Raw genomic sequence first — 23,057 nt, 5'->3', positions numbered from 1 at the left:
CCCCGCCCCCTACCCCGCGTCGTGTCGCCCGCAGGCCTGGGCGGCCGCTTCCTCGGTCCTGGTACTGCGCTCGGCCCTCGGCCTGGACGCGGACGTCCCGGGCGGCACGGTCACGGTGGCCCCCACGTTCGCCGGGGCGTACGCCCCGCTGACGGTGACGGGGCTCCAGGTCGGCGGGGCGCGGCTGGACATCACGCTGGCGGCGGACGGAACGGTGAACGTGACGGCGCCGGAGGGGCTGACGGTTCTCTCGGCCTGACGCGGCGCGCCCGATGCCTGGGCGACGACCCCGCGCGGCGGCGAAACACCGAAGCGGGTCGCCCGGGCAACGTGACGGAACACGACAACACCGCTGCCGCCGGAGGGGCTTCGGCAGCAGCTCTACGAGCCGTGCGTGAACCCGAGGCTTCCGTCCCTGTAGTCGGGGGCGGTGCGCTCGACCATCCGGAACAGCGCCGCCCAGTCGAGGCCGTACGCCTTGTCGTCCTGGAGGTCGGAGCTGTCGTCCTCGCCGGCCAGTTGGCGTGCGGTGAGTTCGCAGATACCGGGGTGGGGGGTGATGAGCTCGGAGCCGGCGGCCGTGGCCGCGGTCTGGATCTCGCATGCCGTGTCGAGGCAGTACATGCGCAGGAAGGCTCGGGCAGGGGTTTCGCCGACGGTGAGCAGGCCGTGGTTGCGCAGGATCATCGCGGGGTGGTCGGCGAGGCCGGTGACAAGACGGCGCTGTTCGGCGAGGTTGAGGGCGACGCCCTCGTAGCCGTGGTAGCCGGCCCTGCCGCAGAACTCCATGCAGATCTGGTCGAGCGGGAGCAGACCGTCCTCCTGCGCGGCGACCGCACAGCCGGCCTTGGTGTGGGTGTGCAGGACGCCGTGGACGTCGGGGCGGGCGGCGTGGATGGCGCTGTGGATGACGAAACCGGCGGGGCCGACGGGGCGCGGGGGGTCCTCGACGGGCCGGCCGGAGAGGACGACCTTGACCAGGATCGACGCGGTGATCTCCTCGAAGAGCAGGCCGTACGGGTTGATCAGGAAGTGGTGCTCGGGTCCGGGGAGCCGGACGGAGGAGCCCGCGCAGCACGGCGAGTCGCTGCCCGCCCTGCAGGCGCATGGTGAAGGTCTTGCCCAGGCCGGAGACGGCGAGGGCCGGCCGGCCGGTCGTCACGGATCACCCTTGCAGGATCGAGGAGACGAGCAACTGCGTGTACGGGGCCTGCGGATCGTCCAGTACCCGGTCGGTCAGACCGGACTCGATGACTCGGCCGTCCTTCATCACCAGAGTTCCATCAGAGAGATCAGGCGGGCGACGGCGAGGCCGTGCGTGACGATGACGGCAGCCGGCCCCAGGTCGCTGACGAGCGAACGGATGAGGTCGAGCAGGCATGCCTGCACGGACACGTCCAAACCGCTGGTCGGCCCGTCCATGAACACCAGGCGCGGCAAGACGACGAGGTTCCTGGCGATCCGCAGCCGCTGCCGCACACCACCGAAGAACACGGCAGGGGTGTCATCGACCCGGTCCCGGGGGATCTCGACGCGTTCGAGCCAGCCGGTCGCTTCCGCGCGGATACGCCCATAGCGGCGCCATCCGTTGGCCATCAGCGGCTCACCGACATTGCCGCCGGCACCGACCCGCAGCCGCAGCCGTCTCCTGGACGGCGTCGGCCAGATACCCGGCGATCTGCCGAAGGGTTCCCCGCTGCGGCACCTGCTCCTCGGGGACTGGCGCGGTGGTGAGCACCGGGTTGCCGCGGAGCACCAGCCGCGGCACCTCGGGATCGCGCCCGGTCTTGACCGGACCACTTGCTAGCATGCTAGCAACGGGTTTAGTCTGGACTCGTGGGCGATGAGGAAGTCAAGCAGTTCAACGTGTACCTGCCGATCGGGCTGATCAAGCAGGTGAAGTACCGCGCCATCGAGTCGGGCATGTCGCTGTCGGCGCTGGTCGCCGAGGCGCTGCGTGCCTACCTCGACGACGCCCATGGGCAAGAGCGCCAATCGACCGAGAAGGAGGCATGACATGGCGACCGAGGGCATCGAGGCCCTGTTCCTGGAGACCCACAACTGGGGCAAGGCGGCACGCTTCTTCCAGGCGCTGGGCTACGAACTGGAGTTCGAGACGGGCCACAGCTCCGGCCAACTCCGCAACGGCGACGGTCCCTACGTCTTCATCGCGGAGGTCCCCGAGGACCGGGAGCCTCAGATGCAGGTCGTGCTGAAGGTGCCGGACGCGGACGCGTTCGGTGCCAGTCCGGCCGTCGAGGTGGTGACGCCGTTCGAGGACACCCACTTCGGGACCAGGTTGATGACGGTCCGCGACCCCGACGGGCGGCTGTGGAGCCTCCAGGCTCCGGTCAAGAACTGACTGCGACGCAGAAGGGGAACACCATGGCAGACGAACCGACCGCGGCGCCGGACGGCACCGCGGTGCGGACCGCCCTCTGGCGGGCGATGCACGTCCAGGTCGACCGGCCGCCCCACGTGTTCGAGGACGAGATCGGCCTGGAGCTGGCAGCCCCTGACGACGACTGGCGCCGCCGCCCCGACATGGACCCGCCCCTCACCAGCGGGTTCCGGGCGGCCATGGCGGCCCGCGCCCGGTTCATCGAAGACCTGATCATCGAGCAGGCCGACCACAGCGTCACCCAGTACGTCATCCTGGGAGCCGGGCTGGACACCTTCGCCCAGCGCAGGCCGGAGACCGCCTCCCGCCTGCGGGTCTTCGAGGTCGACCAGCCCGGCCCGCAGGCGTGGAAGCGCCGTCGGTTGGTCGAACTGGGCTACGGCATCCCCGACTGGCTGCATCTGGTGCCGGTCGACTTCGAGGCGAGCGAGGACTGGCTGAAGAAGCTGATTGCCGTCGGCTTCGACCCCGGCCAGCCGGCGTTCATCGCCTCCACCGGCGTCACGATGTACCTCACCGAGGACGCCACTGCGGCCACCCTGCGCCAGATCGCCGGGCTCGCCCCCGGTTCCACGCTCGTGATGACCTTCCTCCTGCCGCCCGAACTGCTCGACGAGGCCGATCGCCCCGGCCTGCGGGCGAGCAGGGAAGGTGCGCGCGCGTCCGGAACACCGTTCATCAGCTTCTACACCCCGCAGGAGATGCTGGCCCTCGCCCGCAAATCCGGTTTCACGGACGCCCGGCACGTGTCGGGGGCTTCGCACGCCGGGCGCTACTTCGCCGATCGCACCGACGGCCTTCGCCCGTCGACCGGAGAGGACATGCTGCTCGCCGCCACCTGAGCCTCGTCGACCCGTCGAATCGGGCAAGGACGGTCCAGCCGGCCGCCGCTGCGCCGTAGCGGCGACCGAGGTGCCGGCCAGGGCGCCCCGGCTCTCAATCGGCAGAGTCTGCCCCCGTCAACGACGGACCAGCCCGCCCATGATTGGACGCACATAGGTCTCGCCAATGGTCACAGAACGTCACAGCTCCGAGATTCGTCCAGTAGCTACGCCAGTTCTGCCGGCGTCGACCTATGACGCCCACCTGCGCAAGCTCTTGACCGATCCGCCATGGCTTCGTGCCGACCTCGTGGCGGGTGGATCGCCGGCACGGCTGACCGGCGGCGAGGACTCTGCCCACCTCATGACGGGTTACTCGGTGCCTGGCCCGGCGCTCGTTAACGGCACGCCTACTTCCACCCCCCGGCGGAGGCGATCGCCGAGGTCACCAGCCTTCTCGCGCCCGGAGACAGCAGGCGCTGATCAGCGGTGGTGCCGCAGCACCACCGCGGTGGCGTCGTCCCGGTACCCATTCCCGTCGGCCCGTGCGGCGGCGGTGAGGGCGTCCGCCATGCGTGTCCGCAGTAGATCGCATCGTGCCGGCGCCCGTCGCACAGCGCGAAGCGGGTCCCGCACACCGGGCACCGCACGACACGTTCGTCCTCCACGCCCCACAGGAACGCGATCCCAAAACGGCACCCCATCCGTGTGACCTCGCGCGGTTGGCTCTGTTCACGTCGCGGAGGAGCGTTTTGATGACCGCTGTCACCCAACCGAGGCATTGGACAGCGAACCCAGTCGTTCGGGCTTCCTTGCCGGCGAACCTGGTCGTGTGAGGTGAACCTCGATCGCATGGCCTGGGGAAGGCGGTGTCACCCGCTCCGCAGGCAGGTGCTTGCCCACAGTGATGTGGAGCAGGCGTTTCTCCAGTTGATGCGGGGGCCGCGGGCCGCGGCCCCCGAGCGAATCGGGTGGGCTACCTCGGGCTGATCGTGACCCTGTAGATGGCTCCGGCCCTGCCGTGGGTGCTCACGGTGACGGTCTGGCCATGGTCGTCCCAGCCGGCCTTGCTGCCTTGGACATCGACGCGGTAGCCGCCCGGGTACGTGTCCCTGGGCACGGTGATCCGGGTGGGCCCCTCCGCGGTGTCGCGGGTGCGGAAGGTGAGCGTGTAGGTGCGGGTAGCCGGGTCGTACGCGAACGTGAGCGGGTCGCCCGCGACGGCCCGCGCGTACGGCTGGACGAGCAGCCGGGCGTTGGGCTTCGCGGCGCCCGTCTGGTCGAGGAAGCAGTAGCCGCCGCCCCGGCACCACTGCCACCACGTCCAGCCACTGGAGAAGCGGTCCATGGAAGCCGTCATGTCGGTGACGAACTGGCTTGCGTGCCGAACGTAGGGGTCGCCGCCCCACTCCCCCACGATCACCGGCATGCGGTGACGGGTCGGGTAGTCGCTGATCGCGGCCTCGTAGTCGCGGATGAAGGTGCCGTTGGGGTCATAGTCGGCGCCGGTCTCCATCCCGGTCTCGTAGAAGTGCGGCGCGTAGCCGGCGTGCGGGTCGTCGATGCGGCCCATCCGGGTCGGGACACCGAGACCGACGATGACGGTTGGTTCGACGAATACCCACGACCTGTGGTCGACCAGGCGGATCGCCCGGGCAAGGCGGTTCCACAGCTCGGTGAGCTCGGTGGCCTCGAAGCGGGCCGCGGCGGCAGGGAGGTCTTCGCCTTCGAGGAACTTCGCGAACGGCTCATTCATCAGGTCGTACCCGAGCAGCGCCGGGTGCCTGCCCAGGGCGGAGGCGACCGTCATCCACATGCGAGCGTGCGCGGCGCGGAGGTCGGCGTCCTTGTACAGGTGGTCAAAGGCGATCTGCACGGACGGCTCGAAGTACTCGGAGAACCAGTCCCCGGGTATCGGCTCGAACGGCAACCCCTCGTCGCGGGTGGCCCAGTCGGGGACACCACGGGAGCCGAAGTGAGGGCCGTAAACGTCCTGGTGGGCGTCGAGAATAACCTTGATGCGGTAGCGGTTGGCCCAATCGAGAATGCGGCGCATCTTGGCGAGATAGCCGCCGTCGTAGTACCCGGGGGCGGGCTCGAGGTCGTCCCAGAAGAACGCGAGGCGCGCGAGGTTGAAGCCCCGGGCAGCCATGTCCTTGAGGTCGCTCTCGTGGATGCCGGCGAACGCGTTGGCGCCTCGGCTGCTCTTGTCGGCGAGATTGAAGCCGCGCCACTGGAGCACGCGGCCTTGCCCATCGGCGATGAAAGTACGGTCACCGACCGTGACCCGATCAGGGACGCGGTCGGGGGCCCGGTCGGGGTGGGCCCGGGCCTGCGCGGGGAGGACACCGAGCAGGAGAGCGGCCACGGCGAGGGCAGCGGGAGCGACGCGGGAGGTCAGGCGCATGCAGGAGACCCTTTCGAGGGTGGCTGCTCGGGCGGCGTGCTACTGGCCGGTCGGATGCTACTGGCGAGCGGGTCAAGTTCACAGCAGTGCACGCGAGTTGGCAGAAGTTGACGGAAGCCGGTCACGACCCCGCAGAGATTTGGGCGAAGCTCATGGCGGAGATTTGGGCGAAGCTCATGGACGAGCACAAGACCTCGATCTCCTACGACACCATCAGGGTCTACGTCCACAACCAAGCACCACTACCCCCACGCCGCAGGGCATCCTTCCCAACCAATCAAGTCCGCCCAGATCACCAACTCACAGTCGACTGACTTCGCCGTCCAAGGACATCTGACAACAGCTCGGGAGGCAGCGCCCGCGCCGGATGCTCACGACTTCGGGTTCCGGCTCAACTTCCGTGACGCGGCCACTCTGAGTTACAGCTGAGCTTCTCCGGGCCGCCCGCCAAGTCGCCCGAAAACGACCCGTGGGCACGGCGACTGGGCCGAGGGTTCGGGGGCGTGGACGAGGCCGTGCTCCGGCTGAAGGAGTTATTGCTCCCGTCGATCGCCGACGTCGCGGTGCTGTCAGTCGACGTGAACATCGAGATGGTACACGTTGACGCGCGGTGCACCCCGGACGGCGCCGTGTGCCCGGCCTGCGGGGCCCCGTGACCTTAACTCCACCCACGGAGCCGTCCGCCAGAGCTGCCGAGAGCCAGTCCAGGCCGCTGATCATCCGCCTCTTCAGATCAGCGATGAATCCCTCGGGGTCCACGGACCGGCGGATCACGGCATAGTCCACAGCGCGGGCTGCTTCGAAGTCGCCGGGAAGACCGTCCTCCGAGTTGCGCCACCCCAGCCCGCCCTCGACGCAGATCTCGCGACGCCCGATCACATCCCGCAATGCCACCAGGACACAAAGCCCATACGGCATACGCTCAACCCTGCCCTTATCCTCGACAACGACCTCGCACCAGTCCTTGCGCATCACGCCGTCCATCTGCACTTGGTCGGCGGCGTCGTAGAAGCGCGTCTTGCCGTCGACCTCCGCGTACCTCTCCAGCAGCACGAGCGCGTCCATCACCGGCCGGTAGGCGGTGTTGTTGCACTTGAAACCCAAGCTCTTCAGCAGCGGCGGCAGCATCTGCCGGTAATAGCTGCTGTACGAGCTCCGCAGCGTGGTGCGGACCCTGGCCTTGAAGACCTTCTCGTTCGCCTTCGCCTCGGCCACCAGGTCGCGCAGAGTCTTCTCACCCACCACCGGGTACAGCGCCGTGCGCACGATCTCGTCGGGCTTGCCGACCGCGGCGTCCGCGAGCTTGAAGAGAATGCCCTCCTTGCCGCGGACCTTCTTCAACTCGGCGGTGAGCTGCTTCTCCACCCGCCGCTCGGCACGGGCGTTGATCTTCTGGACCAGGGCGATCAGCAGATCCGCCAGGGCGTCGGTGATCTCCGCCTGCCGCGAGGAGCACAACGTCGCAAGCAGCGTGATCCGCACGTCCTCGGCGGTGTCGCGGAAGTCCGAGGGATACATCTTGATCGCCCGCGCCCGCCACGCGGCCAGCAACTTCTCCGAGCAGTCCGCGAACAGCCCCTCGGACAGCCCGAGTTGCCGTACGTCGTTCAGCTTGTTGACCTCCGTCAGCAGGGAGTCCAGCCCGACCGCACCCGGGTCCCGCTTCAGCGAGGCCGACAGCGCGGTGCCGTCCTCGCTGCCCTCGGCCACCAGCGCCAGCAGCCGGGCCGTGCACACCTGGCCCAGTCGCTCGATAGTCCGTGCGCAGAACGCCTTCTCCGCCCGGGACTGAACCGCGGTGAGGATGCGGTCGACACGGCCCGGCGGCTCGATCTTCCTCGCCCGGCACTCCACCAGCAGGGCATCGCGCTGCCGGTCCTCCACCAGCTCAACCAACACACCTCGTCCGCCAACCACACGCCACCACGTCTTCCGGCGACCACTCCTGGCATTTCTTATCTAGGGTCGCACCAAAATGTCCTGCGGCTTCGCGCTTAAACGTCCACTCCCTCCAACACGTCAACTACGACATAAGCGCAGGTCAACGCAGATGTTCAGACTGGACACTTTCACGTGAACCATCTGGCCACTTTCACGCGATTCACCACTCGTGATGGCAAAACTCTGAGCTTAGGTTCGATAGCGCTGTGTGGGCGTGCGCGGTGACATGGAGAGGGGCCCAGGTGGGCGGGACGTTGGTAAGGCGTCCTTGAGGAGACGAGGCCATACGGTCGACCTGCTTATTCCGATACGGTGGGTGTAGTCCGACATAGCCAGGGAAGGAAGACGTGAATGGCAGACGCAGGGGACGCCAGCTCGGCACGATACCCACTGGGTCCAACGATGATCATGATCCTCCAGGGGCGTCTTTTGGAAGGACGGGTAGAGGACTCGCTGAAGGGCATCGGCCTCTCCCTGCGACGCCTGGGCCTCTTGGGGCACCTGCGACATGATCCTGGCATATCGTTCAGCGCACTGGCGCGGCGAGCGGGGATCAAAGTGCAGAGCCTGCATCCGATCATCGACGCGCTGATCTCTGACGGATACGTCGCCACCGTCGGGAGTGGGGGGCAGGGCCGCGCAGCGGTGATAGAGCTGACGGACCGTGGTGTGAAGGTGCTCGAGCGGGCAACCCAGTTGATCGCGGACTACGACCACGAGGTGTTCGCCGAGGACGAGTGGAAGGACCTAGGAACAGCGCTTACCCATTTGGGGGAAGCGTTGTGGCGCGAGCGTATGGCCTCATCCGGTGGAGTGACCGCTCCGGCGGCGCCCCCCGTTGCCGGGCGTCCTTCCCGAGGCTGACGTCTTCTCTGAGTCCGTGGGAGCTTCCTTTCCTTGGGAGTGGTTGTTCGGCCATGCCCTGCGAGGGCGTTTGAAGTAGGCAGATTGCCCTTGATGCCCTGGCTAGTGCCGCATCAGGCGACGTTCGCCCTGCTGACTACCTGACGTAGGTGTTCGTCGGCGGCGTGCTTGTTCCGCCAGATGATGTAGCGGCGGATCATGCTCCCCTGCTCCTTGTGGCTGGAGCGGTCGGTGCCGTCCAGAGCGAAGTAGCGCAGGGCGGTGAACTGGGCCTCGATGCGGTTGAGCCAGGAGCTGTTGGCCGGCGTGTAGGTGAACTCCACGTTGTCGGCCGCGGCCCGGTCACCCATGCGGGTGTCGTTCTTCGTGGTCAGGTGCGGGGAGAAGTTGTCGAGCACGATCGCGATCCGCATCGTGGGCGGGTAGAGGCTGCGCAGGTAGCGGCAGAACTCCAGGAACCTCGTCCGGTTCTCCTTCGGCTTGATGTGGCCGTAGAGCTTGTTCTTGCCCAGGTTGTAGGCGGCGAACAGGTGCCGCACTCCGTGCGAGCGGGTGTAGGTCGCCCCGCACGGCGGGGCCGGGGCTCCCTGTCGGGGTCCTTGTGCCGTCCACTGTGCCCGGCCCACTGTCTCCCCGGGTGGGGCTGGAGGCCGAGCGGGCCGAACTCGTCCAGGCATAAGACGATTTCAGGCTCGCCCTCCTCGGGTACGACCTCGCCGTCGGCGATGGCACAGAGGTGCTCGACGCCGGCCTTCTTGGCGGCCTAGTCAGGGTCACGGGAGGTCTTCCAGGTCTTTATGCTTTGAAACGACACGCCCTCCTCGCGGAGGGAGGTTTCCCCCGCTGTATGGGAGTGGCTGACTAGCTGGTCAGGGCGGGTTGACGTGGTTTCAGGTTCACTTGTTCGGCCGTTGCCTGGCTGGCGTAGTGCTTCTCCTCGTACTCGATCGGGCTGAGGTGGCCGAGCCGTTTCTGGATGCGGCGGGGGTTGTAGAAGCCGTCGACAAGACCGCCGAGCTGGACGCGCGCCTCGACCGCGAGCTCCCCCCGTCGCCGGATCCACTCCGGCGGACCCGGCCGCGCCAACCACCGAGCCGGCCGCTCTCACGCCCGCGACCGAAGCCGCGCCGGCCTCCGTCGCAGCCGCGACCCCCAGGCTCCGGAGCGGTTCCGCCCCTGGTGGGAGACCGACCAGGGCGAGGTAGGTCCACGTATGCGCCGATGAAAGGGCCGTTCACGGGCCCAGCCAAGGAACGGAATCATGCCACCTGGGTTGCTCTGGTCGTCCGGCTTGCCGTCGGCCAGGAGTCGCTTGCCGTTCCGGGTCACCGTCCACAGGACGTCCTTGTGACAGTCGGGGCAGGGGCGCAGCTCGCGCGGGATGGGAATCACCGGCGGTCACCCGGCCTCGCCTGGGCGTTCGACCACGGCCCGGTCCGGTGCGTAGTCGCCGCGACGGAGCGGCTTGGACCATAGCCGCCCCTCAGAACGGCCGCTGCAACCGCCCCAACCCCACGGGCAGCCCTTCGCGGGGGCGGGCGGGGTGGGCGGTCATCGGGCATCGGCGGCCTCCCCTGCAACCGTCCCGGCCTGGCGGGTCAGGTCCCAGATCAGCACCGTGATGTGCGGCCGCGTCACAACATCGCCGAGCCGCATGTCCGGGCCACGCGTCCGGCCCGACCACGTGCTCGTCGGAGTCGTCCGACAGCACACCCACCGTGAGGACCTGGCCCTTGCGCTTCTTGTCGGTCAGCCCGTCGATCGCCGCCTTGAAGCTCGGGTACCAGGTTCGCGGGTCCCGCACACGCCTCGTGGCCGGGAAGTACACGCCGCGGATGTAGATCCATTCGAGCCTGGAAATGCGGGCCAGCGTGTCAGCCGCGGTTTCGTCGCTCGATGTGGAGTGAACCATGGCATGTTACGGTACTGAGTACCACTTGGAACTTGATACCGAGGAGTCTGCCATGGATAGCCGGACCATCGTGTTGACCGGCGTGACCCGCGGCTTCGGCCGCGAGACCGTCGAGTTGCTGATCCGGGAACGGCCGCAGGACCACTACGTCCTGCTGGCTCGCCGCGGCGGCGAGCGCCTCGCTGCGGAACTCGCCCAAGCCACCGGTGCTTCCGCGGTCACAGGCGTGGACTGTGACCTTGCTTCGCTCGCCGAGATCAGGCGGGCGGTGGAGGAGATTCTGCGTAGGCTCGACACCGGGTACCTGCCGCCGCTGGGTGGCTATCTCGGCAACGCCGGCCTGACGGTCACGACGACCGAGAAACGCACCACGGACGGGTACGAGATGACCTTCGGGGTCAATGTGCTGTCCCACTACCTGCTCGTCAGGGAGCTGCTGCCCCGGTTTACCGGTCCGGGCTGGATCGTGCTTACCTCAAGCGACTGCCACTTCGGGCAGTTCCGCTATACGCTCGGCGCCACGCCGCCGCCGCGCTGGGAGACGCCGGAACGACTGGCCACGCCTCGTGCCGGTGGCGCGCGGGAGGCCGGGCGGGCGTACGCGACCAGCAAACTCGGCGTCATCTACCTGGCCCACGCGCTGGCCCGCCGCCTGCCCGAGAGCGTCGGCGTCTACTCCTACAACCCTGCGCTCGTCGCGGGCACCGATTTCTTCCGCCACGCCCCGGGGCCCGTGCGGGGCGTGCTCAACGGATTCTTCCAGTTTCAGCGATTCCTCGGCCGGGGCATGACGCCGCAGCAGGCGGGCGCGCGGCTCGCTGAGACGATCCTGACCGGGCTGACCGCTCGGACCGGGTCCTACCTCGATCGCGGCCGCCACGTGCCGTCGTCGCCAGAGTCGCACGACGAGGCCCGCGAGGAGGAGCTGTGGCGCGAGGCCGCCCGCCTCGCCGACGCTGACCGCCGGGCGGAACGAGCGGATATCCTGGACGAATGAGCGCGAACAAGTTTCCGGTGGAGTCATTGCGGGACCGCAAACGCCGCCAGACCCGGGAACGGATCATCGAGACGGCCTTCGCGCTCTTCATGGAGCGGGGGTTCGATGTCGTCACCGTGGACGAGATCGCCCAGCGGGCCGAGATCGGCCGCACCACCTTCTTCCGCTACTTCGGCGACAAGCAGGAAGTCGTCTTCTCCACCGAGGACGACTTCCTGCGCGCGCTCACCGCGGCCATGCGCGATGCGCCCACCGAGCCGCTCCAGGATCTCGCGCAGGCACTGGCCACATCTCGGCGGCTGCTGCTCGCGATCTGCACCGAGGCCGCCCGCAACCCCGGCCACTACGCGGTTTACCACCGTCTGGTCAAGCAGCACCCCGAGCTCGAAGACCGCCACACCCGCAAGACCCGGCACTACGCCGACCTCCTCGAGAAACACCTGATCGACCACGGCACCCCGCCAGCCACCGCCGTCCTCGCCGCCCAGTTGACCGTCGCCTGCTACCAGGCGGCGTGGCGCCTCGGCAGCCACGACGCGACGGCGGTGCTCCGCGAGGCGAATGACGCCTTCGACCTCCTGCTGGGCGCCACCGCCGCATAACCGGCGGACTGGCCTTTGCTCGGCCGGGACCTACGCAACCTCGCAGCGGGCTCGACCACCAGTCCAGCACTCAGGCAGATACAGTTCCCGATCAATCAGCCGAAACCCCGCCACTGTGAACTCGATTGCCCCGGCTCTCCCACCGGCGCCGCCCCCTTTTCCCGGTCCTGGTGCGCCACGGCCGCCGGCAAGGCGTGCGCGAGCGTGGCCGAAGTGATGTGCCGGTACCAGCCCGCGTAGCGACGGTCTGCGTACTGGTCCGAACCGCACTCGTTCTTCGCGGCCAGGAAGCACTCTTTGATCGCCCAGCGCGTCCCGGCGGTTCGCACCAACTCCTGAACGGTGTCTGGGTCGGTCGCTCGCTTGAGGAAATCGGTGGTGACTGTCGCAGCGATCTCTTCGTCCCGTGCCAGCGAGTGGATCGCGGTAACACCGAGGAGAGACCTTGCAACGCCCGCTTGGCCATTCAGGCGTTGGGCAGTGTCATGTGCCGCGCCCAAGCCCACGTCCAGTGGAGCTTCATCACCCTCATGACCCTCCGTGCCTCGCCTTGCGGCGGGCCCGCATCGGCCACGAATTCGACCGTTCAACCACCCAGCGTTTGGGCAACAAGACGAAGCCCTTGAACGTCCTTGGGCCGGGAGACGGCCTTGACGGTGATGCCGAGGGTGGCCTGGGCCCAGGTCCTGAACTCGTCTCCGCCGTAGCCATTGCCCGCCCAGACCAGCACGATCTCGGGGTGCTCGGCGTGAAGGCGGGGCAGTAGAACACGGGCAGCGTCACGGTCCTGGACGTCGGACGGCGTGACGAGCGGGTCGAGCAGGCCAACTCGGTCAACCAGGTCCGGGACCGTCCGCGTCGACGGCCACCCCCGGCATTCGCCGGTTCTTGGGCGGCTGGGATGGTGGCGGCTGCCAACGTCCCAGTACGAGCTGCGGCCGATCTGAGACTGCTGAGAGCCTCGGTGTTCTCAGCGGTGTGCGTGGCGCTGTCCGCGGGCGGACACGTGCTCGCCTCGGGCACCGGGGTCGCCCTGTGGCCCTGGAGCCGGCTGGGCCGCGGTGCTGTGCCTCGTGGATCCCCTGGCCGGACGGGAGCGGTCGCTGCCCGGTATCGCGCTCGCTCTGCTGGCCGGTCGGTTCGGTCTGCACCTGATCTTCTCCCTCGGCCAGGGCTCCACGGCCCCGCTCTGGCCAACCGTTCCAGCCATGTGGTGGCGCTGGCCGAACGGTTCCTGTGCGGTGGCCATGCGGCGCATCTGACACCGGACAGCGCGGCGCGGATCCTGCGGCAGGCGCACATCGATCCGGCCCGGACCCTCCCTGTCACGCATGGCTGGCATGGCTGGCATGGCTGGCATGGCGGGCACGCGATGACGCTGAGCTCGATGTTCACGCTGCCAATGCTCACTGAGCTCCACGACCGGCCGCGCGACAAGGTGCGCCAGAAGGAGGGCCGTTCGCCGGACCCGACGGCCGCCATCGTGGACTCGCAGTCGGTGCGGGCGGCCGCGAACATCCCGCGCTCGACGTCCGGGTGGGACAGCGGGAAGAAGGTGGGCGGCCGCAAGAGGTACCTGGCGGTGGACTGCCTCGCCCTGGTCCTGGCCGTGGCTGTGACCGCAGCGAGCGTGCAGGACCGCGGCGCCGCGGTCCCCCTGCTGGAGCGGCTGCGCGAGTTGTACTTCTCCGTCCGCCTGGTGTGGACCGACGGCGGTTATACCGGCAGCTTGGTCGGCTGGGCAGCCGAGAAGCTCCGTCTCATCCTCGAGATCGTCAAACGCACCGACGACATCACCGGGTTCGTGGTACTGCCACGCAGGTGGGTGGTGGAGAGAACCTTGAACTGGCTGATGCGTTCGCGTCGACTGGTGCGTGACTACGAGACGCTGCCCGCCATGCACGAGGCCATGGTGCTGTGGTCCATGACCATGCTCATGAGCGGCCGTCCGGCCGGACGCCGCCCGGGTCCCTTCAGTCGGCCGGTCCCGCGAAAGCGGTGAACACCCCCGGCAGCACCTGCTGGGCCCACCCCCGCTCCACCAGGCGTTTCGCCTGCGACCGAAGTCCCTCGAATTTCGCCGGGACCGCTTCCAGGTCCAGGGCCATGGCCAGATGCTGGCAGCGCATACCCTCCCGGCCCGCATCCGACGCCAGCACCGACACGATCCGCTGACAGTCCGGCGCCAGGACCGACGCTGTCATGCCCTCGACCCGTCCGGCACCACCGCCCCCGCCACCGCGCTTCCCACCGGCTCCGCAACCGCGGAAGACGGCTCGGCCAGCACCTCGGCCACCGTTGCAACGGGCATCCGCAAGACGCTGAAGTGCGCGTTCCGCGTCGCCGAGCGCGGCCTGCACCCGCTCGGCCTCCTCCCGCAGCCGCGCGACCTCTTCCAGCACCTTCTTCTCCCGGGCCTCCAGCAGACCAAGCACCGACGGCACCAGCCACCTCCACGAGCGACGCGAGCGGACGTACCTTCCCATCTCGCCCGCCGCCAGCAGGCGTTCATGCCCACCCAGCCCAAACCAAACGATCACGTTCGGAAAGCGGAAGGCGTCTCAGTGCAAAGTGCACAGCGGACGTCCTGGTGAGCGGGGCACGTCAGGTCTGTGGGGTGGCTCGTATCCCTGGTGCGTAGGAGAGTGATCAGTGTCGCGACCGCGAACGCGACTACGAACAATGAGTAGTCCCGAGTCGCGGATGGCAGGCCACCTCCGTGCACGACGAGGATTCCGGCGACGATGGCGGGCAGGCCCATGCCCAGGTAGCAGATCACGTAGATCGAGGAAAGGACCCCCGCCCGCTCGTGTTCCGCAACCAGTGGCACGACGGTGCGCATCCCGCCCTGGAATCCCGCGCCGAAACCGATCCCGGAGACGAAAGTGCTGGCAAAAAATCCAGTGACCGAAGACGCTTCGACAGCCACCAAGGTCCCGAGCGAGCCGAGCACGAGTAGCGCGGTTCCCAGGAACATCACAGTCCTGGCGGGCGTGCGGGCGAAGACGACGGTAGTGACGGACGACACCACGGTGAGCACGAACAGTCCAAGACCACCGATCACCACGGAGCCTGTGCCTGACAGTTGCTGGGCCAGGGCCGGGGCGAGTGATCCGTAGAAGCCACCGAGCGACCACACGGCGAACAGCACGGGTGCCACCGCGAGGAGAGGTCGGCGCAGGTGCCGGGGCACCACGAGTTCGGGTACGAGAGCGGCACGCAGCCCGGGCCTGCGGGCGGTGGTTCGCGGAAGCAGCGCCACGCCGAGGGCCTGCACGGCGAAGATTCCGATGAACACGACGTAGACGAGCCGGGTGGGTGCCGGCAGATACTGGACGATCAGTCCAGAGAACAAGGCGCCGATCCCGGTCCCCAGTCCGGGGGCGACTGCGTTGGCGCGTGTGCCGCGTTCGCGGTCGATGTCCAGCATCGCCGCGCCGAGTGTGCCCAATGCGCTGCCGGTCGCGACTCCTTGCAGGATCCGCCCGGCGAACAGGGCTCCGATGTCGTTGGCTTCGCTGAACGCGACCATGGCGACGGTCTGCAACGCCAGCGCGCCCAGAAGCACCGTTTTGCGACCGAGATGGTCGGATGCCCTGCCGAGCACGAGTAGCGCGGACAGGACGGCGATGGCGTACGTGCCGAAGACGATGGTGGTTGTTATCGGCGAGAAATGCCATTGGTTGGCGTATGTGGCGTAGAGCGGCGTGGGTGCGCTGGAGGAGGCCAGGAAGGAGATGATGATCGAGGCCAGCAACAGGAGGCTGCGACGATCCGGACGCTGGAGGGTCTTCATGGGGAGTTCCAAGTAGGTGATTGCCCGTTCTTGGACTCAGGGTTCGGGGCCCAGGAACGGCGGTCTGTCAGGCTGCGGCGGGGTAGGCGGCGGTGGCGCGGATTTCGACGAGCAGCCCGGGGTTGGCCAGACCACTGACGCCGATCAGTGACCAGGTCGGGTAGAGAGGGTTGATCAGGCGCGCCTTGATCTTGGAGAAGCCGGGCAAGTGCCGGTGGATGTCGACGTGGTAGCTGGTCACATCGACGAGCGCGGACAGATCGAAGCCTTCTAACCGGAGGATCTCCGCGATGAGCCCGATAGCGATCTCGGCTTGTTCCTCGATGTCGTCGGGGATGGTGCCGTCGGCTCGGCGACCGACCGTGCCGGCGATGGACAGATGCCCGTGCGAGCGATCGACGCCTTCGACCTCGAATCGCTGACTGTTCGGGCTGTCCGTCGCGACACCGAGGTCGTGCATCGCTTGAACGGAGACCATCAGGTCGTCGTTGTAGTCGGTGCCCGCGGGCAGGTCGAGGTGACGGCCACCAGCAGGTGACTGCGGACGTTGTGGTTGAACACTGACGACGTCTCCACCACGGCCTCGGCCAGCGGTGTGATCAGGTCGGCCAACCTCTCGGTGGTCGCGTCACAGGTAGGCCTGGTCATGTCCTCAGCTTGCTGGCAACGCTTTGACCTGGCGATAGGCAATATCGCCTGACTTCGATAGAAACTTGCCATGAGCGTTCATCGGGTCGCGATCATGGCCCTGGACGGGGTCATGCCCCTTGATCTGGCGATCCCAGCGCAGATCTTCTCCGCACGGGAGACCCCGTACCAGACGACCGTGTGCACCTTCGACGCGAAGGCGCCCACCACCGAGGGCTTCGCGGTAGTCACGGCCTGGTCACCGCCCCACACCGCGAAGGCGGGCAAGCCCGCTACGTGCCCGCCCCCGCCGCAGTAGCCGACGACGCGTCGCTGTCCGACACTCGCGAATGGGCTCTGCGACGCCTCGGCGAGCAGATCACACTACGCCAGCTCGCCCGGCACGCGGGCCTCTCACAGCGCACCCTCATGCGCCGGTTCACCGAGGAGACCGGCACGACCCCATTGCAGTGGTTGCTCGACGCCCGCCTTGGCCTGGCACGAGAACTACTGGAGACCACCGATCACCCAGTGGACCGCGTGGCACGTGACTGCGGACCAGGCACAGCCGCCAACCTGCGACTGCACTTCCGGCGCGCGCTGAACACCACCCCCACCGCCTACCGGCACACCTTCGGGAGTTGACACTGACATGACAGACGCGCGTTCGCCACAGGCTCCGCCGAGCATCCCCGGCCCGCTTGGGTTTTCTCACGCCGGAAATCGGGCGGATACGGCTGGCCACGCTCGTCAGGGGCTACTCGTCGGCGATGAGAGCGGTTTCGATGGCTCGGGTGCGTTCGATTGGAAGGGCCGGGTGTACAAGCTGCACTGCGGAGCCACAACGCCGGCCCCGATCGGCCTGTGCCCCAGCAAAGGTGCTCTGGCAGCCAGCCATGGCCCCTGACGCGTCAGCCGGCCGTGCTCAGCGACTACAACGGCTGGGGGGAACAGCGGTGAGCGCGAGCTGAAGCGACGGGAGTATTCGGAAAGGTGACGTTCGTCGAGCAGGCCGAGGGACTGACGGAGCGTTACCAGCGACGCTCGCCGACTCTACAGCGGGTGGTCGAGGCTGTCGCCGTGGCTTTGGCCGGCTCGGCCGGAGCCCGTCTCCTCACCGCTCTGCATCACACGGTGTCCTGGGTGAGTGTGCTGAACTGCCTGATCCGCATCCCCATTCCGCCCGCGTAACACCTCAAGTCGTCGGGATCCACGAGTACGCGCTGCGCAAGGGGCACCGTTACGCCACCATCATCACCGACGCCTCCACGGGAGAGCGGATCGATGTGCTGCCAGACCGGAGGGCCACCACGGTCACCGCCTGGCTGCATGAGCATCCCGGCATCCAGGCGGCGTGCCGGGACGGAGTCGGCGGATTCGCCCAGGCCATCACCGACGCCGACCTATCGTGCAGGTGGCCGACCGCTGGCACCTGCGGCACGGACTCATCGAAGCAGCCTGGAAACCGCGGGTCACATCGCGGCCTGGGACCTGCCCTGCGCCGCGGAGTCCGCCCGCAGCGCCCGCGCCATGGTGACCGACCGTCTTGCCGGCTGGGCCCTCACCTCCCGGGTCGACCCCCTACAGCTCATCGTGAGCGAGCTGATCGGGAACACCGTCCGCCACGCCTCCGGCCGGCCCGACCAGAACGCGCAGAACTCCCAGAACGACCAGAGTCACCCCTCCGGCATGGTGCGCCTGCGGCTCCTGCATCTGGAGACCCGCGTGGTGTGCGAGGTGTATGACGGCTCCGAGGCGACGCCACGGGTGCGGCACCCCGCCCTCACCGACGAATTCGGCCGCGGTCTGCAACTGGTGGCGCTGTCCTCTGACGGCTGCGGCACCCGCTACACGGAGGGCGGGAAATGCGTTTGGGCCCGCCTGGACATCTCGCCGGTGGCCACCGCGCCGTGACCCACGCGCTCAGCCCGAGCACCCCGTGATTCCCCCGTCGAGGGGGATGACCGCGGCAGTGACGTAGGCGCCGGCCCGCGAGGCGAGGAACCGCACGGCGCCAACGATGTCCCCGGCGAGCCCGCACCGGCCCAGCGGAACCCGGGCCAGCAACTCGGTCTCGACGCCCTGGTCGGCGGCCACGTGGCCGAGCATGTCAGTCAGGAAGGGCCCCGGGGCGATCGCGTTCACGGTGATGTGCTCCGCCGCCAGCCGTTTGGCGAGGTGTCTGGTCAGCATGTGCAGCCCTGCCTTGCCGGCGCTGTAGGAGTAGTTCTCCCACAGGGGGGCGTTGATCCCATCGACGCTGCCGATATTGATGACGCGGGCGGGGCAGTCGGCCCGCCCTGCTCGTCGCAGCAGCGGCAGAATCCCGACGGTCAGGTCGAAGGGAGCGATGAGGTTGGTGCCGAGTACCTTCGTCCAGCCCGCTGTGGGGAACGCCTCCAGCGGGGCGCCCCAAGTCGTCCCCGCGTTGTTGACCAGGATGTCCACGCTGTGGTGGTGTTCGGCGAGCCAGGCCGCGAGCCGTTGGCAGCCCTCCGGGGAGGAGAGGTCGGCCGGTGTGGCGGTGCAGTGGCCCCGGACCCCGGAGGCGTTGATCGCCTCGGCCGCGGCACGGCACTGATCGGCCTTCCTGCTCGCGATGACCACCTGTGCGCCGTCCCGTGCGAGGCCCCGCGCGATCATGGCGCCGATCCCCCGCGAGCCGCCGGTCACCACGGCCGTCCGGCCGTGCACGGAGAACAGGTCGGCGTCGTCGGGTCCTGATGGTGATAGCGGTGTCGGTTCCATGCCGGTGACGCTAGTGCCGCGGCAGGGCAACGGCTTGGGCTACCGCGCAGCGGGCTTGCCCGGCGCGCGCATGGCCGCGCCGCCTCAGGAAGCCGCGCCGCTGCGGGCGCGAGTGTCGGAGGGCCGCTCCCCGAATGTGCGCCGGTAGGCGTTGCTGAAGGTGCTCAGGTCGCCGAAGCCGGAAGAGTGGGCGACGGCGGTGATGGTCTGGTGGCGCCGGCCCGGGTCCTGCAACCGCAGCCGTGCCAGCGCGAGCCGTTCCTCGCGGATCAGCTCCGAGATCGTCGTCCCGGCCCGCTGGAGCTGGGCCTGGATGTGGCGCAGGGACCAGCCCAGCCGGGCCGCTATGAGGGCGCCGGTGAGACCGGGGTCGTGGGCGTTGGCCCGGACGAAGCTCCGGATCGCGGTGACCAGGTCTTCCTGGACGGCCGCGGACAGCGCGGTGTGCCCGGCGTTGCAGGCCAGGGCCAGGACATCGACGACGCGGTCAGCGACGGCGTCGAATGCGGCGGCGTCGACCGCGCCCCGCTGCCGACGCAGGCTGCGCAGCATGTCGACGGCGATGCGGCCGAGACCGGAGCCCGCGTCGAGGACGGCGCCCGCGCGCGGGCGCCGCGTTAGGCGGGCCTCCAGCAACTCCCGTGGGATGACGAAGGCCATCGAGGAGAACCGATCGCCGTGGCGCAGGTCCAACGCGCGGTCCAGGGACGCCAGCGTCATGGTCGACGGGCGGACGTCGACCGTGGTGTCCTCCTGCCGGATGGTGAGGACGCCCCTCACGGGTACCAGGAGCTCGTAGGCGCCATGGGGATGGCGGCGGATGTCCGCCTCACGCCGGGAGATGCGCTCCTCGTCACCCCACCAGCGGACCAACTGGTAGGAGGCGGAGCGTTGATGCTCGATCCTGCCGCGGTAGTCGTCCCGGAGCGCGAACGTCATCGGACAGTGGATGGCGGAGACCAGGTCGCGCCACCACGCACCGCGCTCCCCCGGTGCGTACTCGTCGCTGCTCAGCTTCTCGACGGCGTACATGGTTCAACTTCCTCACCGCGGGCCGCGCTGCCCCGCGAACTGGCGGCCGAGGCTACGCCACGCCTGCCGACCGGTCAATGCCCCGGCTCAGCGCAGCTCCCGCTTAAGGATCTTGCCGGTGGCGTTCACGGGCAGGGTCTCGCGGAACTCCACGAGACGTGGACACTTGTAGACGGCCAGGCGCTCCCGGCACCAGGCGATCAGCTCGAGCTCGGAGACCGTGCTGCCCGGTTGCCGGATGACGTACGCCTTGACCTCCTCCCCCACCCGTTCGTCCGGCACTCCCACCACCGCGGCCAGGCTCACCGAGGGATGAGTCATGAGGGCTTCCTCGACCTCCCGCGGGTACACATTGAATCCGCCCCGCACGATCAGGTCCTTGGCCCGGTCGACGATGAAGTAGTAGCCCTCCTCGTCACGGGTGGCGATGTCGCCGGTGCGGAACCATCCGTCACGCAGCACCTCCGCCGTGGCCTCCGGGCGGCCCAGGTAGCCCTTCATGACGTTGTGGCCACGCACCGCGATCTCGCCGGGTTGTCCCGCGGCGACTTCGCTCCAGTCCGGGGCGATCAGCTTGACCTCCACACCCCAGACGGGCAGCCCGATCGAACCCGGCTTGCTCGGCCGGTCGAGGCGGTTGAAGGCGACCGTCGGGCTGGTCTCGGACAGGCCGTAGCCCTCCCGGATGCCCAGGCCGAACACTTCGCGGAACTGGGAGAGAGTGTCGACAGACAGTGCCGCGCCGCCCGAGACCGCGACCCGCAGCGTGGCGGCGAGGCCTGAGGCGGGGTCGTCCGAGCCGGCTGAGGCCAGCAGAGCCCAGTACATCGTCGGCACACCGGCGAAGAAGGTCACGTGGTGCTCGGCCATCAACTCCAGCGCGGTCCGCCCGCCGAACCGAGGCATCAGCACCAGCGTCGACCCGACGGCGAAGCCCGCGTTGAGCTGCACGGTCTGCCCGAAGGAGTGGAACAGCGGCAGGGGCACCAGGTACACATCGTCCTGGCGAGCCTCGAATAGCGGGTGCGTGGCGAGGGCGTTCATCACGACGTTCGCGTGCGACAGTTGGGCGCCCTTCGGCCTGCCGGTCGTACCGCTCGTGTACAGGACCACCGCCGTGTCGGTGGCCTCGGTGGGGACGAGCACATCATCGGCCGGTCGGCCCCGCAGGGCCTCGGTGAGTGTGGGCAGGCCCGGCGGGACGGTCGCCCCGGGGCTGTCGATCACGAAGAGGAACGCGCAGGACGCGGAGTCCTCGAAGCCGCGCCATGCCTCGTCATCCGGGGAGCCGATCAGGCAGAAGTAGGCCCGCGCCCCGGAGTCCCGGAGGTGGTAGGCGACCTCGCCGCGCTTCAGCATGGTGTTGAGCGGCACGACCACGGCGCCGGCCTTGAGGATGCCGAAGTACACCGCCGGGAATTCGAGCACGTTCGGGCAGGTGAGGGCGACGCGATCGCCGGGCCGGAGGCCCTTGTCCAGCAGCAGGCGTGCCACCCGGTTGGCGGCCTCGTCCACCTCGCGGTAGGTCATCGAGCGCTCCCCCTCGATGACCGCTGCCTTGCCGGGCAGACGGCGTGCGCTGTCGGTGAGCATCAGGGACAGGTTGAGCATGGCCGTGCGTCCTCCTGCGGAACGGTGCGGGCGGGGCGGGTAATTGCCCGGGTTCGGTCGTCGTCCGGGGCCGCTCAGGCCCACTCCCACTGGTACTCGGCGCCCAACCGCCGGGCGAGCGGCTTGAGCACGCTCTCCTCGAGGACCCCGATCGTGTCGACACCGGGCATCGGAGAAGCCGCCATCACCTCTCCGAGCACCTCGGGCGCGAGTTCGGGCGCCGGCTGTCCGGCGGCGAGCGCGTACCGCTGGAGGTGGTTGCGGAACCGCTGGTCGCACGGGGGCATGCCAAAGTTCGCCGAGTGCCGCATCGCTTCGTCCAGCGGGATGAACTCGACATTCCGGTCGATGAAGGCGTCCAGGATGTTCCCCAGGGCATCGGCCGCGATCGGGCTGCCGTGGATCATCCAGATGTACGGGACATCCGCGCCGAACAGCCCGCGGGCGGACACGGCGTGCGCGGCCAGCATGTCGACGGCGGCCGAAACGTAGGTGGCCCGCAGCCGCTTGCGTGCCGCGGCGTCGCCATTGGTGAGGGCCCGGTAGTAGGGCACGATCCAGGCGAAGTCGCTGAACCACGCGGTGATCGGCGCGTTCCGGTACCCGTGGTCCCTGAGGTACTCCTCCACCTGGCCCCGCTTGCTCTCGGACCCGGAGGACATGTCCATCGGGTACCGGAAGTAGCGCTGCGGCGCGGACTCGATGAGCCGGCCGATGCGGCGTTCGGCGCGCGCGATGTCCGCACAGAAGTCCTCGGCCGGCATCCACCGCAGCGGGGCGTGGTGGTGCGTGTGGTTGCCGAGGTGGTGCCCGGCCTCCACCCACGCCTCGAACGCTGCGATCAGGGCCGGATCCCGCTCGACCGGATAGGTGTGCGCGAACGCGTAGGTGCTCGGCACACCGTGCTCGGTCAGCGTCCGCGCCACCGAGCGGGTGATGTCCACAGGCGAGGAGCCGGCCGGCAGGGGAACGCCGTCCCAGAGAAGGAGGTCGTCGACCGTGACGGCGACCTTGACCGGGCCGGCGGGAGAGATGTCGCTCATGAGCACTCCGTTGTGTCTCCGTTGTGTGAGCCGCCGGAAAGGAGATCCCATGACACACCCTGTATCCACCTCACGCCGGTTCGTCCTCGCCCGACGGCCCCACGGACAGGTCCGCGAAGAAGACTTCGCGCTCGTGCGGGCCGACGTCGGAGCGGTGCCCGACGGCGGCGTCCTGCTGGAGACCCTCTTCATCTCCCTGGACCCCGCGATCCGCGGCCGGCTCGACGACCGGCCCAGCTAGACGCCCACGGCCGC

General features: G+C 68.6%; 28 protein-coding genes and 4 pseudogenes. 15 read left to right on the top strand and 17 right to left on the bottom strand.

Going from position 1 to position 23,057, the window contains the following annotated elements; all coding sequences use genetic code 11:
* Window positions 1-259: pseudogene (locus KN815_RS24795) on the top strand (glycogen debranching N-terminal domain-containing protein); the annotation flags it as partial.
* Between the two features lie 122 nt (window positions 260-381).
* Here the strand turns inward: KN815_RS24795 and KN815_RS24790 are convergent.
* Together KN815_RS24790 and KN815_RS24785 are read right to left on the bottom strand one after the other, a co-directional pair.
* Window positions 382-1,053, bottom strand: a pseudogene (locus KN815_RS24790) (class II aldolase/adducin family protein); the annotation flags it as partial.
* Window positions 1,054-1,269: 216 nt separating this feature from the next.
* Entirely contained in the window at window positions 1,270-1,596 is a 327-nt protein-coding gene (locus KN815_RS24785; protein WP_216344139.1) for a hypothetical protein, read from the bottom strand.
* Window positions 1,597-1,836: 240 nt separating this feature from the next.
* On the opposite strand from KN815_RS24785, the gene KN815_RS24780 reads away from it, so the two are divergent.
* Genes KN815_RS24780 through KN815_RS24770 form a run of 3 tightly spaced genes read left to right on the top strand, consistent with a single transcriptional unit; the run spans window position 1,837 to window position 3,243 of the window.
* On the top strand, window positions 1,837-2,016 hold the full coding sequence (locus KN815_RS24780; RefSeq protein WP_119990337.1) for a ribbon-helix-helix domain-containing protein: 180 nt from the start codon (window positions 1,837-1,839) through the stop codon (window positions 2,014-2,016).
* Between the two features lies 1 nt (window position 2,017).
* Window positions 2,018-2,362, top strand: a complete 345-nt coding sequence (locus KN815_RS24775; RefSeq protein ID WP_216344138.1) for a VOC family protein — start codon at window positions 2,018-2,020, stop codon at window positions 2,360-2,362.
* A 23-nt stretch (window positions 2,363-2,385) separates the two neighbouring features.
* Complete coding sequence (locus tag KN815_RS24770; RefSeq protein ID WP_216344137.1) at window positions 2,386-3,243, top strand: class I SAM-dependent methyltransferase; 858 nt, start codon at window positions 2,386-2,388, stop codon at window positions 3,241-3,243.
* 955 nt (window positions 3,244-4,198) lie between these two features.
* Here KN815_RS24770 and KN815_RS24765 read toward each other — a convergent pair.
* Entirely contained in the window at window positions 4,199-5,629 is a 1,431-nt protein-coding gene (locus KN815_RS24765) for a cellulase family glycosylhydrolase (RefSeq protein WP_216344136.1), read from the bottom strand.
* Between the two features lie 300 nt (window positions 5,630-5,929).
* Window positions 5,930-7,528 (bottom strand): hypothetical protein, encoded by a 1,599-nt coding sequence (locus KN815_RS24760; RefSeq protein ID WP_216344135.1) that lies wholly within the window; start codon window positions 7,526-7,528, stop codon window positions 5,930-5,932.
* 444 nt (window positions 7,529-7,972) lie between these two features.
* Here KN815_RS24760 and KN815_RS24755 point away from each other — a divergent pair, with 444 nt between their 5' ends.
* Window positions 7,973-8,434, top strand: coding sequence for a MarR family winged helix-turn-helix transcriptional regulator (locus tag KN815_RS24755; RefSeq protein ID WP_216344134.1), 462 nt, complete (start codon window positions 7,973-7,975; stop codon window positions 8,432-8,434).
* A gap of 113 nt (window positions 8,435-8,547) precedes the next feature.
* Here KN815_RS24755 and KN815_RS51920 read toward each other — a convergent pair.
* From KN815_RS51920 to KN815_RS24740, 3 genes and pseudogenes are all read right to left on the bottom strand, one after another.
* A pseudogene (locus KN815_RS51920) lies at window positions 8,548-9,266 on the bottom strand (transposase); the annotation flags it as partial.
* A gap of 29 nt (window positions 9,267-9,295) precedes the next feature.
* Window positions 9,296-9,520 carry a hypothetical protein gene (locus KN815_RS24745; protein WP_216344133.1) on the bottom strand — a complete coding sequence of 75 codons (225 nt, stop codon included), beginning with the start codon at window positions 9,518-9,520 and terminating at the stop codon, window positions 9,296-9,298.
* A gap of 397 nt (window positions 9,521-9,917) precedes the next feature.
* Window positions 9,918-10,346: a hypothetical protein gene (locus KN815_RS24740; protein ID WP_216344132.1), complete on the bottom strand. Its 429-nt coding sequence runs from the start codon at window positions 10,344-10,346 to the stop codon at window positions 9,918-9,920.
* A gap of 52 nt (window positions 10,347-10,398) precedes the next feature.
* Here KN815_RS24740 and KN815_RS24735 point away from each other — a divergent pair, with 52 nt between their 5' ends.
* A complete protein-coding gene (locus KN815_RS24735; RefSeq protein WP_216344131.1) occupies window positions 10,399-11,343 on the top strand; it encodes an SDR family NAD(P)-dependent oxidoreductase in 945 nt (314 codons plus the stop codon).
* Window positions 11,340-11,945, top strand: coding sequence for a TetR/AcrR family transcriptional regulator (locus tag KN815_RS24730; protein WP_216344130.1), 606 nt, complete (start codon window positions 11,340-11,342; stop codon window positions 11,943-11,945). Before KN815_RS24735 ends, KN815_RS24730 begins: the two co-directional genes overlap by 4 nt.
* A 95-nt stretch (window positions 11,946-12,040) precedes the next feature.
* Here KN815_RS24730 and KN815_RS52310 read toward each other — a convergent pair whose 3' ends face one another.
* Both KN815_RS52310 and KN815_RS24720 read right to left on the bottom strand, forming a co-directional pair.
* On the bottom strand, window positions 12,041-12,445 hold the full coding sequence (locus KN815_RS52310; RefSeq protein ID WP_216344129.1) for a DUF6192 family protein: 405 nt from the start codon (window positions 12,443-12,445) through the stop codon (window positions 12,041-12,043).
* 86 nt (window positions 12,446-12,531) lie between these two features.
* Window positions 12,532-12,675: a hypothetical protein gene (locus KN815_RS24720; RefSeq protein ID WP_216344128.1), complete on the bottom strand. Its 144-nt coding sequence runs from the start codon at window positions 12,673-12,675 to the stop codon at window positions 12,532-12,534.
* A 343-nt stretch (window positions 12,676-13,018) separates the two neighbouring features.
* On the opposite strand from KN815_RS24720, the gene KN815_RS24715 reads away from it, so the two are divergent.
* Both KN815_RS24715 and KN815_RS24710 read left to right on the top strand, forming a co-directional pair.
* The gene (locus tag KN815_RS24715) at window positions 13,019-13,207 is read left to right on the top strand and encodes a hypothetical protein (protein WP_216344127.1); all 189 of its coding nucleotides are present in this window, start codon (window positions 13,019-13,021) and stop codon (window positions 13,205-13,207) included.
* Window positions 13,208-13,332: 125 nt separating this feature from the next.
* Entirely contained in the window at window positions 13,333-13,947 is a 615-nt protein-coding gene (locus KN815_RS24710) for a transposase (protein WP_216344126.1), read from the top strand.
* Here the strand turns inward: KN815_RS24710 and KN815_RS24705 are convergent.
* From KN815_RS24705 to KN815_RS24690, 4 genes are all read right to left on the bottom strand, one after another.
* Entirely contained in the window at window positions 13,919-14,389 is a 471-nt protein-coding gene (locus KN815_RS24705; protein ID WP_253209219.1) for a hypothetical protein, read from the bottom strand. The genes KN815_RS24710 and KN815_RS24705 overlap by 29 nt on opposite strands.
* 92 nt (window positions 14,390-14,481) lie before the next feature.
* Entirely contained in the window at window positions 14,482-15,741 is a 1,260-nt protein-coding gene (locus tag KN815_RS24700; protein ID WP_253209218.1) for an MFS transporter, read from the bottom strand.
* 67 nt (window positions 15,742-15,808) lie between these two features.
* Window positions 15,809-16,219 (bottom strand): Rid family hydrolase, encoded by a 411-nt coding sequence (locus KN815_RS24695; protein ID WP_216344125.1) that lies wholly within the window; start codon window positions 16,217-16,219, stop codon window positions 15,809-15,811.
* Window positions 16,219-16,389: a hypothetical protein gene (locus tag KN815_RS24690; protein ID WP_216344124.1), complete on the bottom strand. Its 171-nt coding sequence runs from the start codon at window positions 16,387-16,389 to the stop codon at window positions 16,219-16,221. The genes KN815_RS24695 and KN815_RS24690 overlap by 1 nt, the downstream gene beginning before the upstream one ends.
* Window positions 16,390-16,459: 70 nt before the next feature.
* On the opposite strand from KN815_RS24690, the gene KN815_RS51915 reads away from it, so the two are divergent.
* The 5 genes and pseudogenes from KN815_RS51915 (at window position 16,460) to KN815_RS52300 (ending at window position 18,282) form a co-directional block, all read left to right on the top strand.
* Window positions 16,460-16,687, top strand: coding sequence for a type 1 glutamine amidotransferase family protein (locus KN815_RS51915; RefSeq protein WP_253209217.1), 228 nt, complete (start codon window positions 16,460-16,462; stop codon window positions 16,685-16,687).
* Window positions 16,666-17,013 (top strand): helix-turn-helix domain-containing protein, encoded by a 348-nt coding sequence (locus tag KN815_RS51910; RefSeq protein WP_253209216.1) that lies wholly within the window; start codon window positions 16,666-16,668, stop codon window positions 17,011-17,013. The genes KN815_RS51915 and KN815_RS51910 overlap by 22 nt, the downstream gene beginning before the upstream one ends.
* Window positions 17,014-17,361: 348 nt before the next feature.
* Window positions 17,362-17,559, top strand: a complete 198-nt coding sequence (locus tag KN815_RS50695) for a hypothetical protein (RefSeq protein WP_253209215.1) — start codon at window positions 17,362-17,364, stop codon at window positions 17,557-17,559.
* Window positions 17,508-17,750: pseudogene (locus KN815_RS52305) on the top strand (transposase); the annotation flags it as partial. The gene KN815_RS50695 and the pseudogene KN815_RS52305, both read left to right, overlap by 52 nt.
* On the top strand, window positions 17,653-18,282 hold the full coding sequence (locus KN815_RS52300) for an ATP-binding protein (RefSeq protein ID WP_372458462.1): 630 nt from the start codon (window positions 17,653-17,655) through the stop codon (window positions 18,280-18,282). The pseudogene KN815_RS52305 and the gene KN815_RS52300, both read left to right, overlap by 98 nt.
* A 9-nt stretch (window positions 18,283-18,291) precedes the next feature.
* Here KN815_RS52300 and KN815_RS24670 read toward each other — a convergent pair whose 3' ends face one another.
* From KN815_RS24670 to KN815_RS24655, 4 genes are all read right to left on the bottom strand, one after another.
* Window positions 18,292-19,116: an SDR family oxidoreductase gene (locus KN815_RS24670; RefSeq protein ID WP_216344122.1), complete on the bottom strand. Its 825-nt coding sequence runs from the start codon at window positions 19,114-19,116 to the stop codon at window positions 18,292-18,294.
* Between the two features lie 84 nt (window positions 19,117-19,200).
* Entirely contained in the window at window positions 19,201-20,148 is a 948-nt protein-coding gene (locus tag KN815_RS24665) for an AraC family transcriptional regulator (protein ID WP_216344121.1), read from the bottom strand.
* Window positions 20,149-20,235: 87 nt separating this feature from the next.
* Window positions 20,236-21,759 (bottom strand): long-chain-fatty-acid--CoA ligase, encoded by a 1,524-nt coding sequence (locus KN815_RS24660; protein WP_216344120.1) that lies wholly within the window; start codon window positions 21,757-21,759, stop codon window positions 20,236-20,238.
* Window positions 21,760-21,833: 74 nt separating this feature from the next.
* Window positions 21,834-22,802, bottom strand: coding sequence for a polysaccharide deacetylase family protein (locus KN815_RS24655; protein ID WP_216344119.1), 969 nt, complete (start codon window positions 22,800-22,802; stop codon window positions 21,834-21,836).
* 49 nt (window positions 22,803-22,851) lie between these two features.
* Here KN815_RS24655 and KN815_RS24650 point away from each other — a divergent pair, with 49 nt between their 5' ends.
* Entirely contained in the window at window positions 22,852-23,043 is a 192-nt protein-coding gene (locus KN815_RS24650) for a hypothetical protein (RefSeq protein ID WP_216344118.1), read from the top strand.
* Window positions 23,044-23,057 lie beyond the last annotated feature (14 nt).

This window comes from Streptomyces niphimycinicus, from assembly GCF_018883605.1.
Taxonomy (GTDB): Bacteria; Actinomycetota; Actinomycetes; order Streptomycetales; family Streptomycetaceae; genus Streptomyces; species Streptomyces niphimycinicus.
Note: the sequence above shows the minus strand (reverse complement) of the source record. Positions and strands in the feature narration are given on the sequence as shown.